The organism is Demequina sp. NBRC 110056 (assembly GCF_002090155.1).
GTDB lineage: Bacteria > Actinomycetota > Actinomycetes > Actinomycetales > Demequinaceae > Demequina.
Window position 1 is genome coordinate 219311 of the sequence record NZ_BBRM01000005.1, and the last position, 15102, is coordinate 234412.

At 70.0% G+C, this 15102-nt stretch carries 10 protein-coding genes; 3 read left to right on the top strand and 7 right to left on the bottom strand.

Going from position 1 to position 15102, the window contains the following annotated elements; genetic code table 11:
• Positions 1-10 precede the first annotated feature (10 nt).
• The 4 genes from B7K25_RS09145 to B7K25_RS09160 all read right to left on the bottom strand — a co-directional run bounded on the left by B7K25_RS09145 (position 11) and on the right by B7K25_RS09160 (position 6083).
• Positions 11-904, bottom strand: coding sequence for a sugar ABC transporter permease (locus B7K25_RS09145; protein ID WP_084105641.1), 894 nt, complete (start codon positions 902-904; stop codon positions 11-13).
• Positions 905-906: 2 nt separating this feature from the next.
• The gene (locus B7K25_RS09150; RefSeq protein WP_084105643.1) at positions 907-2526 is read right to left on the bottom strand and encodes an ABC transporter permease subunit; all 1620 of its coding nucleotides are present in this window, start codon (positions 2524-2526) and stop codon (positions 907-909) included.
• A gap of 111 nt (positions 2527-2637) precedes the next feature.
• Positions 2638-3903: an extracellular solute-binding protein gene (locus B7K25_RS09155; protein ID WP_084105645.1), complete on the bottom strand. Its 1266-nt coding sequence runs from the start codon at positions 3901-3903 to the stop codon at positions 2638-2640.
• A 155-nt stretch (positions 3904-4058) separates the two neighbouring features.
• A complete protein-coding gene (locus B7K25_RS09160; RefSeq protein WP_084105647.1) occupies positions 4059-6083 on the bottom strand; it encodes a beta-galactosidase in 2025 nt (674 codons plus the stop codon).
• A gap of 281 nt (positions 6084-6364) precedes the next feature.
• Between B7K25_RS09160 and B7K25_RS09165 the strand changes: the two genes are divergently transcribed.
• From B7K25_RS09165 to glgB, 3 genes are all read left to right on the top strand, one after another.
• Positions 6365-7375: a LacI family DNA-binding transcriptional regulator gene (locus B7K25_RS09165; protein ID WP_144018941.1), complete on the top strand. Its 1011-nt coding sequence runs from the start codon at positions 6365-6367 to the stop codon at positions 7373-7375.
• Positions 7376-7530: 155 nt separating this feature from the next.
• Positions 7531-9531 (top strand): alpha-1,4-glucan--maltose-1-phosphate maltosyltransferase, encoded by a 2001-nt coding sequence (locus tag B7K25_RS09170; RefSeq protein WP_084105649.1) that lies wholly within the window; start codon positions 7531-7533, stop codon positions 9529-9531.
• Positions 9532-9737: 206 nt separating this feature from the next.
• The gene (gene glgB / locus B7K25_RS09175; RefSeq protein WP_084105651.1) at positions 9738-11906 is read left to right on the top strand and encodes a 1,4-alpha-glucan branching protein GlgB; all 2169 of its coding nucleotides are present in this window, start codon (positions 9738-9740) and stop codon (positions 11904-11906) included.
• Between the two features lie 171 nt (positions 11907-12077).
• Here the strand turns inward: glgB and B7K25_RS09180 are convergent, their stop codons facing one another.
• The 3 genes from B7K25_RS09180 to B7K25_RS09190 are packed head-to-tail and all read right to left on the bottom strand — an operon-like array spanning position 12078 to position 15022.
• On the bottom strand, positions 12078-13007 hold the full coding sequence (locus B7K25_RS09180; protein ID WP_084105653.1) for a tetratricopeptide repeat protein: 930 nt from the start codon (positions 13005-13007) through the stop codon (positions 12078-12080).
• A gap of 6 nt (positions 13008-13013) precedes the next feature.
• Positions 13014-14000, bottom strand: a complete 987-nt coding sequence (locus tag B7K25_RS09185) for a hypothetical protein (protein ID WP_084105655.1) — start codon at positions 13998-14000, stop codon at positions 13014-13016.
• The gene (locus B7K25_RS09190) at positions 13997-15022 is read right to left on the bottom strand and encodes a hypothetical protein (protein ID WP_144018942.1); all 1026 of its coding nucleotides are present in this window, start codon (positions 15020-15022) and stop codon (positions 13997-13999) included. Before B7K25_RS09190 ends, B7K25_RS09185 begins: the two co-directional genes overlap by 4 nt.
• Between the last annotated feature and the right edge of the window lie 80 nt (positions 15023-15102).

The window sequence follows — 15102 nt, forward strand, 5'->3', positions numbered from 1 at the left end:
GAGGTGTCGCCTAGCCCTTCACGGAGCCGGCCGACAGGCCGCCCACGATGTACTTCTGCAGGGACAGGAACAGGATCAGCACTGGGATGGCCGCGATCACCGCTCCGGCGGCGAACAGGCCCCAGTTGGCGCTGAGCTGGTTGGACACCCACTGATACATGCCGACGGCAAGAGTCCACTGATCGTCCGAGACGAGCACGATCTTGGCGAGGATGAAGTCGCCGAACGCCGAGATGAAGGCGAGCAGACCCACCACCGCGAGGATGGGCGTCACGAGCGGCATGATGAGCCGCCAGTAGATCTGCGCGTGCGTCGCCCCGTCGATCTTGGCCGCCTCGTCGATCTCCGTGGGGATCGAGTTGAAGAAGCCGTACATGAGGAACGTGTTTGCTCCGAGCGCGCCGCCCAGGTACACGCAGATGAGCGCGAGCTTCGAGTTGATGCCGAGCGCTGGCGCGACGTTGCCGAGCGCCGTGAGCAGCAGGAACACCGAGATGAACGCGACGGTCTGGGGGAACATCTGGATGATGAGCAGCGCCGTCAGGCCGGGCCGGCGGCCCTTGAAGCGGAAGCGGGAGAACGCGTACGCCGCGGCCGCACCCATGAGCACGGCGCCGAACGACGACGCGATGCCCACGATGAGGGTGTTGGCGACCCAGGTCCAGTACTTGGTGTCTCCCAGCGCCTCGTAGTTCGCCGTGGACAGGCTCGAGAACAGCGAGCCGGCGCTCGACAGGGTTCCGGTGTCCGACAGCGACGCCGAGAACACGTACACGAGCGGGAAGATCGAGTAGAAGATGATCACCGCGGCGACGGGATACTTCCAGCCGACCTCGCCCCACCAGCGGGTGCGGCGCGTGGGCGACTTGCGGACGGTGGTGCGCGTGGCAGTCTGCTCGGTCATCGCTAGATCTCCTCCAGCTTCCGTGTCTGGCGGAACGCGATCGCGGAGATCACGCCGACCACGACGAAGACGACGATGGACAGTGCGGAGGCGAGGCCGTAGTCAGCCGTGCCGCCCGCGACGCCCGAGATGTTGTAGATCGCGGAGATGAGGATGTCCGTGGATCCGAGCCCACTGGTGCCTGGGAACGGTGGACCACCCTCGGTGAGCATGTAGATGATCGTGAAGTTGTTGAAGTTGAAGGCGAAGGACGCGATCGCGAGCGGCGCCGTCGAGACCATGAGCATCGGCAGCGTGATCGAGCGGAACTGGCGCCAGCGCCCGGCGCCGTCGACCTTCGCCGCCTCCATGGTCTCCCCCGGCAGCGCCTGGAGGGCGCCCGTGCAGACCAGGAACCAGTACGGGTAGCTCAGCCAGAGGTTCACCCACAGCACCGCGAACTTCGCGAGCCACGGGTCGCCCAGCCAGTTGATGTCGGCGCCGAAGAAGAACCAGTCGTTGATGATGCCGAACTCGCGGTTGAACATGCCTCGCCACAGCAGGGCGGACATGAACGCCGGGAACGCGTACGGGAGGATGAAGAGCGTGCGCAGCGTCCTCCTGGCGCGGATGCGCGGGTCGTTGTAGATGATCGCGAACAGCAGACCCAGGCCGAAGCTCGTGAGCACGGTGAGGATCGCGAACGCGAAGGTCCACAGCGTGACCTTCAGCAGCGGGCCCGACAGCGTCGTGTCGGTCACCGCGCGGACGAAGTTGTCGAAGCCGACGGTCACGACCCAGCCGGTGGGCAGCTGCGAGCCGTCCTCGGCGACGAAGTTGCCCGTGTCGGACGCCTCGTAGACCACGCCGGTCTCGGTGTCGGTCAGCGTCTGCGCCTCGGGGTCCCACTCGAGGGACGAGGTGTAGATGGCCGCGGTCGAGCCGTCGCGAGTGCGCAGGGAGCCGTCCTCGGCGTCGTCGGAGACGGGGACGCGGATGTCGATGACGTCCTGCTGAAGGTCAGGGTCGCTGAAGAGCTGCGCGCGGCTGACGATCTCCCAGCCGGGCACCTCCGAAGGGGCGCCGTTCTCGCCGACGGCTCCTCCGTCGACGGGCTCGAGCGGGTCCTCGGCGGTGCCGACCTCGACGAAGCCCTCCTCGTCGACGATCGCGAAGCCGAGCTCGTCGCCGTTCTGCACGATCGCGAGCGGGTAGCTCGGCGAGTCCTCGACGCGGCGCTCGTCCTGGATCATGGCGGCATCGACCGCCTGCTCCATCGAGCCCGCGTGGCCCGTGCCGTAGTTGGTGAACGCCACGTAGCCCGTGTAGGCGAGGGTGAAGACCTGGAACACGGCCAGGAAGACCAGTCCGGGGTAGATGTACTTCAGCGGAAGCGTGCGCTTCATGAAGTACACGACGTCCGCGATGACCAGCAGCGCGGTCGACGCGGCGAGGATGCCCCACGCCTCGGCGTTGATCGCCGACAGGATGATGGACAGGCCCAGCGCGTTGACGAGGGCCATCAGCAGGAGCTTGGCGATGAAGCCCCAGCCCAGTCCGCGCCACGATCGCGCGTGCGACTCCGCTCGCTGCGACCCGGGCTGCTGCGGGTCCTGGCGCGGGGCGCCCGTCTCGACGGTCATCTGTGCTCCTGTTCGGCGGACACGGGGTTGAGGGGGGTGAAGCGAAGGGGTGAGGGGTGGGTCCGTGGGGGCGGGGTCTGCCGCCCCCACGGACCTCCCTCAGGGGTGGCGTCAGCCGCCGATGCGGCCCTCGAGCTCGGTCACCATGGTGTTCCAGGTGCCGACCGGGTCGTCGGTCGCGCCGGTGATGATCTGGATCTCAGCGGCGTTCCAGAGGTCCCACACGTCGCCCATCTCGGGGATCGACGGCATCGGGACGCCCTGCGAGGCGGACTCGACGAAGCCGGCCGTGATCGGGTCGGAGGAGAACTCCTCGGCCAGAGCCGACAGCGCGGGGAGGCGGGGGTCCGCCTCGTACAGGGTGCGCTGCGCGTCCTCGGTGGCCATGTAGTTCACGAGGAACTCGTTCGCGAGGAGGGTGTTCTCCGACTGCGAGGACAGGTAGAAGCCCTGCACGCCCACGAACGGAGCGCCCGGCTCGCCGCCGGCCGACGGGAAGGCCGAGACCTTGAGGTTCATCTCGCCACCGTCGAAGAACGGCATCCAGGGGCCCTGGAGGATGAAGGGCGACTCACCGGTCGAGAACAGCTCGTTCGAGGTGTCGTAGTCGATCGTGTCGGAGAAGATCCCCGAGCCGGCCTGGCCGTTGTCGTACAGGAACTGCGCGAAGGCCTCGCCGGCCTCGCCGCCCATGCCGACCTCGGAGGTGTACGAGCCCGTGTCGTCCTGGACGAACACCGGCGCGCCGAAGGAGGTCTGCAGCGGGTAGGCGCTGTAGCCGTCACCGGCGGTGCCGTTGGTGAACAGGATGAAGGGGCGGTCCTCGAAGCCAGCGTCGTTCGACATCTGGATCATCTCGTCCCACGTGGTGGGGGCGGTGTCGCCCACGAGGTCCACGTTCTGGATGAGGGCGATCGCCTCGGTCGAGTAGGGCAGGCCGTAGAGCTGACCGTCGTAGGTCATGGCGTCGACGGCGACCTGCTGGAAGTCAGCGGCCTTGTCGCCGAGGTCGAGGGTGTTCACGACACCGGCGGTGACGAGAGCGCCCAGCCAGTCGTGCGCGCCGACGGTGATGTCGGGGCCCTCGCCGGTCGGCACCTGCGCGATGAAGTCGTTGCGCAGGTCCTCGAAGTTCTTCTGGACGAGCTCGACGGTCGCGCCGGTGTCGGCCTCGAACTGCTCGGCCGCGGTCGCGAGGGCGCCCTCGCGCTCAGCGTCGGTCCAGACGGTCAGGGTGACGCCCTCGCCTGCGGGGGCCTCGGTGGTCTCCTCGGGGCTCGACGACGTCGTCGCTGCCGGCTCCGGGTCGCTGCTGCACGCTGCGAGGAGTGCGGCGGTCGCCACGAATGCGGCTCCCATGCCAATCTGCTTGCGCATCTTCTCTTCCTTCCAGAGATGGGCCGCACCACGCCTCTCGAGGCGAGATCGCGTCGGTGCGACCGTGTGTTCCTTCCAGCCTAGGTGGCGGGAAAGTCTTGTGTGGAGTTGTGATGAATTCGTTGCCTGCACGGCCTCAGCCGTTCGGGCGGCGATCAGCTGCGGTCGCCTCCCTGCCGGGCGGAGGCGGTGCGAACGACGGCGACGTCGCCTCCCGCCAGCCCGAGCGTTCCGTCGATCGCGGCACCGGTCAGCAGATCGGTTCCCGTGATCTCCAGCTCCGCGTCACCGTCGCCATGGTTGACGGCGATGACGAAGTCGTGTGCGTCCCCGCGGCGAGTGACCACCTCGAGGCCCTCGGCGTGCGCGACGGGGGCGATCCCCGCGTCGGCGTACACGCCGGTCATGACGGCCGACAGCTCGGCCGCGCTCAGGCGCGTGCCGACGTACCAGCCCGTGCCCGCACCGTGCTCGTGGCGGGTGATCGCCGGCAGGCCCGCGCCGGGTCCGTCGACGAACGTGCCGCGCACGTGAGCACCCGCGAGGGTGATCTGCTCGGCCCAGACGTCGGCGCCCAGCTGCTCGCCGTCGAGCTCGACGGACATGGTCCGTCCCTCGCGCAGCGGCAGGAACTCCTCGATCGTGAGACCGAGGGCGTCCTTGAGAGGGGCGCCGAAGCCACCCGCGTGGACGGCGTCGTTCTCATCCACGATCCCCGAGAAGCAGCCGACGAGCAGCGTGCCGCCACCCTCGACGTAGCGTCCGAGGTTCTCGCCCGCCGCGGCGGTGAGCAGGTAGGAGGTCGGCGCGACCACGAGACGGTAGCCCGACAGGTCGTCCTCGGGGTGCGCGAAGTCGACGGTGACGTTGTCGCGCCACAGCCGCTCGTAGTAGGCGCGCATCCGCTCACGGAACTGCAGGTCGTCCGAGGGGCGCCACTCGAGGTCGTGCGCCCACAGCGACTCCCAGTCGTAGAGGACCGCGACGTCGGCGACCACACGTGAGCCCTTGACCTCGGCCGCGTCCTTGAGATGTGCGCCCAGCTGGACGACCTCGCGGAACACGCGCGACTCGGTGCCGGCGTGAGGCACCATCGCGGAGTGGAACTTCTCGGCGCCTGAGCGAGAGGCGCGCCACTGGAAGAACATGATCGCGTCGGCGCCCCGGCCGAGGTGTGACAGCGCGTTGCGGCGCATCTCCCCCGGGCGCTTCGCGGTGTTGCGTCCCTGCCAGTTGACGGCGGACGTCGAGTGCTCGAGCAGCATCCAGGGGTTGCCGCGCGCGACCGAGCGGGTGAGGTCGGCGGACAGGGCCAGGCCGATGTGCGCGTCCTCGTCGGGAGACCACAGGTAGTGGTCGTCGGCGACGACGTCGACCTCCTGAGCCCACTTCCACAGGTCGGTGTTCCACGACTGGTGGGCCATGAAGTTGGTGGTGATCGGCTGCGGGGCGTGCGCGCGGATCGCGTCGCGCTCGATGCGGAAGCACTCGCGGAGCTGATCGTCGGTGAAGCGCTGCCAGTCGAGCTTCATCGCGGGGTTCACGATGGTGGGCGTCGCGGCCGGAGCGACGACGTGCTCCCAGTCGTCGTAGCGCTGACCCCAGAACGCGGTGCCCCAGGCGGAGTTGAGGCCGTCGAGGGTCTCGTAGCGGTTCTGCAGCCACCGCTGCCACGACGCGACGGCGCGCGGTCCGAAGTCCTCCGCGACGGGCACGCCGTACTCGTTGTGGACGTGCCACAGCACGACGGCCGGGTGCGAGGCGTAGCGCTTCGCGAGCTCGGTGGCCATGCGCTCGATCGCGCCGCGGTACTCGGTGGAGGCGTGCGAGGCCATGCCGCGCGAGCCGAATCCCATGACGGTGCCGTCCTTCAGCGTGACGCGCGACTCCGGGTACTGGTGGAAGAACCAGGCGGGCGGCGAAACCGAGGGCGTGCCCAGGTCGGCGGCGATCCCGTTCGCGTGAAGGAGGTCGAGGAGGTCGTCGAGCCAGGCGAAGTCGTACAGCCCCTCCTTGGGCTCCAGCAGGGCCCACGAGAAGATCCCGACCGAGACGAGGTTGACCCCTGCCTCGCGCATGAGGCGCACGTCCTCGTCCCAGACCTCGCGCGGCCACTGCTCGGGGTTGTAGTCCCCGCCATAGGCCAGACCGCTCAGCGCGGGAAAGGCATCTGCCGTCATGACACTCCGTCGAGTCGGGCGGCGTGTGAGCCGCGGCTTCGGGTCACCGGGAGGTGGGGACTGTGACCGGTCACAGTTTTACGTGATGGAAACATTCCGATGCAAATCGAGCGGGCTCTTGTTACCAAACTGTGACCGGTCTCCGTTGTCCGAGTGGAAGCGCTTACATAGTGGCTTCCCGTTGCAGAGTTGGCAAATCCCGCGCCGTTTCGTCACCGAATTGTTACCGCTTGCATCGCCGTTGAACGGGAGCGAGCGTGTCGAGGGCTAGGCTCTGCTCCGTGACCATCGAAGGCACCCGCAAGCCCACGATCCGCGACGTCGCCGCAGCCGCCGGCGTGTCTCGCGGCACCGTGTCGCGCGTGATCAACGGTGGCCACTGGGTCTCCCCCACGGCGCGCGAGGCCGTCGAGCGAGCCATCGAGAGCACCGGCTACTACGCCAACCACCACGCCCGATCGCTCGCGACCGGGCGCACCGACTCGATCGCGTTCCTCCTCACCGAGCCCACCCAGCTGCTGTTCGACGACCCGACGTTCTCGATCCTCCTGCGCGGGGCCGCCGAGGCTGCAGCGAAGCGCCACAAGACCCTCGTGCTCCTACTAGCGGGCACGGCCGAGGAGCGCGCGAACGTCGCGCACTTCGTCGGGGCCCGCCACGTCGACGGCGTCCTGCTGATCTCCTCGCACGAGCGCGACCCCATGATCGAGGACTTGATCGCCGCCGGCGTCCCCACCGTGGCGTGCGGCCTCCCGCTCGGCCATCAGGACGACGTCGTCACCGTGTCCATCGACGAGATCGGCGCCGCGCGCGCCGCGGTGCGCCACCTGACCGAGACGGGACGCTCGCGAATCGCGATGATCTCCGGCCCGTCCGACACCCCCGGAGGCAAGTATCGCCTCGTCGGGTACCAGGAGGAGCTCGGCGACGCGTACGACACGGACCTCGTCGACGAGGGCGACTACTCAGCAGCCTCCGGCGCCGCCGCGATGGAGCGCATCCTCGAGCGCGAGCCTGACGTCGACGCCGTCTTCGCCGCCTCCGACCGCATGGCGGCCGGCGCGATCCAGACGCTGCGCCGCCGCGGCAAGGCCGTCCCGACGGACGTGGCTGTGGTCGGCTTCGACGACGCAGGGTTCGCGGAGCGCATCGATCCCCCGCTGACGACCATGCGCCAGCCCTTCGACGAGATCAGCGAGCAGATGGTGGAGCTGGTCACCCGGCTCGCCGCGGGCAAGGAGGCTGCCTCCAGCACCCTCCCCGCCACCCTGGTGCGGCGCGAGTCCACCTAGCGAGCGCATCGGCCCTGCGGCGGTCGACTCCCCTGCGCCTCCCTCCGTTCGTGCGCGGCCGGACCCCGCTCGCCCGCTCGAAGGTCGGCTCGGCCTGCAGCGGCCGATGCGCGGGTCGGGTGTGGCACGGCAGCGAATCCGGGTAGGTTCGAGGCATGGCGTTCCCAGGTGAGCTGTCCGTCGGTCGCATCCCCGTCGTGGGCGTAGGGCCATCGCTCGAGGAGGGTCGCTGGGCGGCCCGCGCGGTGGTGGGCGAGGCGGTCCCCATCTGGGCCACGATCTTCCGCGAGGGCCACGACGCGGAGGGCGCCACCGTGGTGGTGACGCGCCCCGACGGCAAGCACGACGTGCTCCCGATGCCCTGCAAGGACTGGGGCAACTCGCTCTACGAGGCCATCTACATCCCCAAGCTCGAAGGCCAGCACACGTTCCGCGTCGAGGCGTGGTCGGACCCCTACGGGACCTGGGCGCACGCCGCCGAGGTCAAGGTCAAGGCGGGCGTGGACGTCCAGCTCATGCTCGACGAGGGGGTCACGGTACTGCGCCGCGCCGTCAAGGCGGTGCGACGCAAGGCGGCCCGCAAGGAACTGCTCGAGGACGCGATCGCCGCGCTGCAGGACACCGACCTCACCCCCGAAGCCCGTCTCGCCCCGGCGATCTCGACCGCGGTCCGCGACGAGCTCACCGAGCGTCCCCTGCGGGAGTGGGTGAGCCCGTCGCGCGAGTATCCGCTGCTCATCCAGCGCGAGAAGGCCCTGGTATCGGCGTGGTACGAGATCTTCCCACGGTCGGAGGGCGCGCGCTTCAACAAGCGCACCGGCGAGTGGCGGCCCGGCACCTTCACCACCGCCTCCAAGCGTCTGCCCGAGATCGCCGCGATGGGCTTCGACGTCGTCTACCTCACGCCCATCCACCCCATCGGCCTCACCCACCGCAAGGGCCGCAACAACTCGCTGAAGGCCGAGGCGGGCGACCCCGGCAGCCCGTACGCGATCGGCGGCGCCGACGGCGGCCACGACGCGATCCACCCCGAGCTCGGCACGCTCCGCCAGTTCAAGAACTTCGTGGGGCACGCACGCGACGAAGGCCTCGAGGTCGCGCTCGACATCGCGCTCCAGTGCTCCCCCGACCACCCGTGGGTGACCGAGCACCCCGAGTGGTTCACGCAGCGCGCGGACGGCACGATCGCGTACGCGGAGAATCCTCCCAAGAAGTACCAGGACATCTACCCGCTCAACTTCGACAACGATCCCGAGGGCATCTACCAAGCCATCCGCGACATGCTGCAGGTGTGGATCGATGCCGGCGTGACGCTGTTCCGTGTCGACAACCCGCACACCAAGCCGCTCACCTTCTGGGAGCGGCTGCTCGCGGACGTGGCGCGCACGCACCCGGATGTGATCTTCCTCGCCGAGGCCTTCACGCGGCCCGCGATGATGCACACCCTCGCGCGCATCGGCTTCCACCAGTCGTACACATACTTCACGTGGCGCCAGAACGCCAAGGAGATGGCGGAGTACCTCGAGGAGCTCGCGGGCGAGTCCTCGTACTACATGCGCCCCAACTTCTGGCCCACCACGCACGACATCCTCACGCCCGACGTCCAGGCCGGCGGGGCTCCCCTGCACCAGGCGCGGGCGGTCATGGCGGCCACCGGGTCGCCCTCGTACGGGATCTACACCGGGTACGAGCTGGTCGAGAGCGTCCCGCGCCCCGGCGTCGAGGAGCACATCGACAACGAGAAGTACGAGTACAAGCAGCGCGACTGGACCCGCGCCGCCGAGCTCGGAGTCAAGGATGTGCTCGAGCGCCTCAACGCCGCACGCGCTCGCCACGTGGCGCTGAGGCGCCTGCGAGGCCTGACGGTGCACCGGAGCTCGAACCCCAAGATCCTGTGCTTCTCCCGCCACGTGCCGGCCGAGGAGTCGCCGACGGGCCGCGCCGACACCGTGATCGTCGCGGTCAGCTTCGACCCCCACGTCGTGCACGACGCGATCATCACGCTCGACATGGAGGCGATCGGCCTGGCGGACGACGCCCGTCTGGTCGTCGACGACGCGCTCACGGACGCGACGTACACGTGGGGCAAGGAGTTCTACGTGCGCTTCGATCCCGCCGTGACCATGGCTCACGTGGCGGGCGTGCGGGCGCTGTGAGGGGCCGCAGAGGAACCAGGAGCGCCGATGCGCGGGCTGGTTCCCGCGTCCGTCCCGGACACGCCGCTGAGCACCTCGGGACTCCCGGGTGGACTGTGACCGTGCACCGCACGCTAGGGTCGGAGAATACGACGTCCTATGGCGCGCTCGACCGATCGGATTCGGCCGCGCACGCGCCATCCGGCCCGACAGGCAGGCGGTGAACGGTGGCACCCAGGGAGTTCGACGCGAGCGTCCTCGCGGACGTGGCGGCGGGAACGCACCACGAGCCCCACGCGGTCCTCGGACCGCACGTCGAGGCCGGCGCGGTCACCGTCCGGGTCCTGCGGCCGATGGCCGCGGCCGTCAGCATCGAGACCCTCGAGGGGACCTTCGACGCCGAGCACGAGCACGCGGGCATCTGGCGCGCGATCGTTCCCGGCGACGAGGCGCCCGACTACCGCGTCCACGTCACCTACGAGGGCGACGCGCAGGTGCAGGACGACCCCTACCGCTTCCTTCCCTCGCTCGGCGAGCTCGACCTTCACCTGATCCGTGAGGGCCGCCACGAGAAGCTGTGGGAGGCGCTCGGCGCGAACGTGAGGCACTACCCGTCGGTGCTGGGCGACGTCACGGGCACCGCGTTCGCCGTCTGGGCGCCCAACGCCCGCGCGGTCCGCGTGGTCGGCGACTTCAACCACTGGCAGGGCGCCACGCACGCGATGCGGTCGCTGGGCTCGTCCGGCGTGTGGGAGCTGTTCGTTCCCGGGGTCGGCGATGGCTCCGCGTACAAGTTCGAGATCCTCGGCAAGGACGGCCACTGGAAGCAGAAGGCCGACCCGATGGCGCGCCGCACCGAGGTCCCGCCGCAGACGGCGTCGATCGTCACCGAGACCGCCTACGAGTGGCGCGACGGCGAGTGGATGACGCGCCGCGAGAGCGCCGAGCCGCACCGCTCCCCCATGTCCGTCTACGAGGTTCACCTGGGCTCGTGGAAGCAGGGCCTGTCCTACCGCGAGCTCGCGAAGGAGCTCGTCGCGTACGTGACCGAGCTGGGCTTCACCCACGTCGAGCTCATGCCCGTCATGGAGCACCCCTTCGGCGGTTCGTGGGGCTACCAGGTGACCTCGTACTACGCGCCTACCTCGCGCTTCGGCTCCCCCGACGACCTGCGGTACCTCATCGACGAGCTGCACCAGGCCGGCATCGGGGTCCTGCTCGACTGGGTGCCGGGCCACTTCCCCAAGGACGAGTGGGCGCTCGGACGCTTCGACGGCACGCCGCTGTACGAGCACCCGGACCCGCTGCGCGGCGAGCAGCCGGACTGGGGCACGTTCATCTTCGACTTCGGTCGCCGAGAGGTGCGCAACTTCCTGGTCGCCAACGCGGTCTACTGGCTCAAGGAGTTCCACGCTGACGGCCTGCGCGTCGACGCCGTCGCGTCGATGCTCTACCTCGACTATTCGCGTCAGGCGGGCCAGTGGCGCCCCAACATCCACGGCGGCCGCGAGAACCTCGACGCGATCGCGTTCCTCCAGGAGGCCAACGCCACGGCGTACCGCAACTGCCCCGGCATCGTCATGGTCGCCGAGGAGTCGACCGCGTGGCCTGGAGTCACGGCTCCGACCAACGGCGGCGGGCTCGGCTTCGGGCTCAAGTGGAACATGGGCTGGATGAACGACACCCTGCGCTACCTGGGCGAGGAGCCCGTCAACCGCTCCCACCACCACCACACGGTGACGTTCTCGCTGATGTACGCCTTCTCTGAGCAGTTCATCCTGCCCCTCAGCCACGACGAGGTGGTCCACGGCAAGGGCTCGCTGCTGAGCCGCATGCCGGGCGATCACTGGCAGCAGGTGGCCGGCGTCCGCGCGCTCCTCGCGTACCAGTGGACGCACCCCGGCAAGCAGCTGTTGTTCATGGGCGGCGAGATCGGCCAGGAGGCCGAGTGGTCCGAGGGTCGCTCGCTCGACTGGTGGCACCTCGACGACTCGCTCCACGCGGGTCTCAAGGACATGGTCCGCGACCTGAACGCGCTGTACACGGCGACCCCCGCGCTGTGGGAGCGCGACGCGGACCCGCAGGGCTTCACCTGGATCGACGCCGAGGACTCGGCGCGCAACGTGCTGAGCTTCCTGCGCTGGGACAGCCAGGGCGAGGCCGTGGCTGTCGCCATCAACTTCGCGGGCGTGCCCCACGAGGGCTACCGCCTCGCGCTTCCCTCGGGCGGCGCGTGGGACGAGGTGCTCAACACGGACGCGCACGCCTACGGCGGATCCGGCGTCGGCAACCTCGGCCAGGTCCAGGCGACCAAGCGCGCGGAGGGCCCGTGGGACTTCAGCGCTCAGGTGCGCCTTCCGCCGCTCGGCGCCGTGGTCTTCCGCCAGCACCGCTGACACGGCTCGGCCGAGCCCAGCGCGCGCATCGGCCGTCCGTCAGCCGCACGCACGCGGTCAGCCACGCGTGAATCGATGAAGACGGGCCCACTTTCGTCGTCGACGGCGTGCTGACGATGAAGGTGGGCCCACTTTCGCGTTCGCGAGCGGTAGCGCGCCGCGGACCGGTGGCTAGAAGAGCGCCGAGGCCAGCGACTGGCGCGCCTGCGCCACGCGCGGGTCTGCCGGGCCCACGACTTCGAAGAGCTCGACGAGGCGCGTGCGGATGCGCTCGCGGTCGTCGCCGAAGGTGCGCCGCACGAGGTCGATGAGCCGCCCGAAGGCGTCCTCGACCTGGCCGCCCATGATGTCCATGTCCGCGACGGCGAGCTGGGCGTCGACGTCGTCCGGGTTGTCCGCCGCGGCACGCCGCACCGCGTCGAGGTCGGCCAGTCGCGAGCGCTCCATGAGGCTCACCTGCGCGCGGCCGGCACGGGCATCGGCGTCCTTGGGGTTCTCGCGCAGCGCGCGGTCGTACGCGTCGATCGCCGCGGCGTAGTCCTCGCGCTCGATCGCGTCGTACGCCTCCTGGTGCAGCGGCGGCAGCGGCTCGGGCTCGGGCTCCCCCGCCGCATCCTGGGGCGCGGCGTCGACGCGGCCCGTCACGCCGTTCTGACGGGCGACCTCGAGCACCTGGTCCAGCACGCCCGCGATCTGCTCGTCGTCGGCGTTGCCCTGGAACAGCGGCGCGGGGCGTGCGGCGATCAGCGCCATCACCGTCGGCACCGCGTTGACCTGGAACGCCTGCGCGATGCCGCCCTGGACGTCGATGTCGCACGTGCCGAGCAGGAACTGGCCGTCGTAGCGGGCGATGATCGTCCGCATCCTCTCGACGAGCTCCTTGGACGCCGGAGAGGCGCTCGACAGGAACACGATGAGGATGGGCACCTGGGTCGACTGCTGCGCCAGCTCCTGCAGCGACTGCTCGGTCACCTGGACAGGTGCGGGCAGGGCCGATGCGGGTGCCGCCTCCGCGGCCTCGCTCGGCTGGGGCTGCCCGCCGAGGAGCTGGGAAAGGTCCACGGAGCCACGCAGGGGCGCCTCGGGGTTCTCGCTGGTCATGCTCGCCTAACTGTCGGAGACCTTGATCAGGTTGTGCTCGGCCGCGACCACGCCAGGGAGGGCGTCGCCGTCGGCGGCGGGCACGTGGATGACGATGAAGTCGCGGTAGGTGTGGGTCACGGCATCGTCGAGCTCGCCGTCCAGGAGGGGCTCGTCCTCGTCCGCGATCGACACCGTGGCGCCCTCGACGGTGAACGACGAGGTGATCGACAGCGGCGCGAACACGAGCGCTCCTCCGTCGGCCGTCGCCATCGCGAAGGAGGCGTCCAAGTCCGGCTGGACCTTCTCGACGTAGTCGCCGTCCGCCTCGTTGGCCGCGTCGACGTACGTCTCCCGCGCGGCGAAGAGTCGCTCGCGGTAGGTGTCCGGCGCGAAGGCGTCGTTGAGGTCGGAACCCTCGCCGGCGAGCAGCAGCTCGACGTACTGCTCGATCGCCTCCTGAGCCGTGGGCGTGATCGAGGAGTCCTCGAGCCCGAGCTGCGCGGCTCCCGTGGACGGACCCGGCATCGCCGGCAGCGTCGCGCCGGGGATCATGTGCGCCCACTCGCGCAGCTGGTAGTCGTCGTCGATGCCCTCCTGCACCCACAGCATCACGATGGGGGTGTCGTCGTCGGAGGGCTGCACGGACACGGTCGCCATGGTGCGCGGCCAGGTGTCGGCGGCCGACACGTAGACGGCCTGCATCTCGTCCGGCAGGACGGTGGGCGCGGGTCCGTCGTCGGCGTTCGCGAGCGTGTACTCGGCGCCGCGGATGGTGATGACGTCGCCACCCACGCGGTCCGTCATGAGGCCCGTGTCGCGCTCGTCGTCGGCCGCGCCGAGCTCCGCCATGGTCTCATCGATGATGCGCGAGCTCTGGGCATCGAGCAGCGAGCCCGAGGCCTCGAGCGGCGGCGCGGAGGTCACGGGTGCGGGGACGTCGGCGACGCAGCCCGCGAGGGCGAGCGCGGCGACGCCGGTGACGCCGGCGACGCGGAGGATCCGGTGGCTCATGAGCGCTCCTCCTCTCCGTCGGGTCCGGGGTGGTCGTCGGCATCGGCGTCCGTGTTCGCGGCGTCCTCCGTCGAGGACACCGACGACGCCGAGGGAGCCGAACTCGATGGAGCCGACGCAGCGGCCACGGAGGCAGCGGACGCGGCGGTCGCCGCGCGACGCGGCGAGGACTCGGCGCTCGGCGCGGGGGCGGAGTCCTCATCCTCGAGGGTGGCCTCGGGAAGGTGCTCACCGGCGGCGCGGCGCGCGCGCCGGCTGCCCGGAGTGGGCTCGTCGTCCTCGCCGACGCGCTGACGGTCGGCGATCCACTTCTCGCCCTTCGCCTGCGCGGGCCTGAGGTCGATGAAGCGCAGCACGAGCGCGATCACGCCAACGGCGGTGAGGAACGCGCCCCACCAGATGAGCGGCGTGATCCAGCCGTCCTGGACGTCGCGGGTGAGCGCAAGGTCCGCGGACGTCAGCGGCGTCCCGTCCTGGCTCACGACCACGAGCACCTCGCCGGCCGGAACCTCGGACGCGACGATCGAGAGCCGGCCCGAGCCTCGCCAGTCCTGGCGCCAGTGGTCCTGCGAGCCCTCGGCGAGCAGGTCGACCGGCTCCGCCTCCTCGGCGGACTCCCCCTCCGACGCGGAAGGAGACGGGGACGGCTCCGGCTCGCTGGGCGAGGCGGACGCCGACGGCGACACGGTCGGGCTGGGCGACGGCGCCGGCTCGGCGACGTCGGTCGACAGGGTCTCCCAGTCGGGCACGCCCGTCACATAGGTCGCGTCGTGCTCGGCCAGCCAGGCCTCAGCGTCCGCGGGACGCGCGGTGAGGCCGACGATGGCGCCGTCTCCGGAGAAGCCGATGCGGTTGTCGGCGGCGAAGGCGATCATCTCGGGCTCGTACACCACCACGGCGGTGTCGACGCTCGCGGTCGGCGTCACGTCGCGGGGCGGGCGCTGAGCGTCGGCGATGAGGCCGGCGGCGAGCAGCAGCACGCCGATCACCCCTGCGACCAGCGCAGTCGTCCTTAGGCTCACGTTTCCTCCAGGTTTCCACCGTCCACTCTAGGAGATGACGGTCCAGGGCCGCACCAGGCGGCTTTGTCTGACCCTCGCGC

What these genes read in the sequence shown, in the direction of transcription:
- B7K25_RS09160 (WP_084105647.1), bottom strand. Translation starts at nt 6,083, where the DNA reads ATGACGGCAGATGCCTTTCCCGCGCTGAGCGGTCTGGCCTATGGCGGG.
- B7K25_RS09180 (WP_084105653.1), bottom strand. Translation starts at nt 13,007, where the DNA reads ATGACCAGCGAGAACCCCGAGGCGCCCCTGCGTGGCTCCGTGGACCTT.
- B7K25_RS09155 (WP_084105645.1), bottom strand. Translation starts at nt 3,903, where the DNA reads ATGCGCAAGCAGATTGGCATGGGAGCCGCATTCGTGGCGACCGCCGCA.
- B7K25_RS09150 (WP_084105643.1), bottom strand. Translation starts at nt 2,526, where the DNA reads ATGACCGTCGAGACGGGCGCCCCGCGCCAGGACCCGCAGCAGCCCGGG.
- B7K25_RS09145 (WP_084105641.1), bottom strand. Translation starts at nt 904, where the DNA reads ATGACCGAGCAGACTGCCACGCGCACCACCGTCCGCAAGTCGCCCACG.
- B7K25_RS09170 (WP_084105649.1), top strand. Translation starts at nt 7,531, where the DNA reads ATGGCGTTCCCAGGTGAGCTGTCCGTCGGTCGCATCCCCGTCGTGGGC.
- B7K25_RS09185 (WP_084105655.1), bottom strand. Translation starts at nt 14,000, where the DNA reads ATGAGCCACCGGATCCTCCGCGTCGCCGGCGTCACCGGCGTCGCCGCG.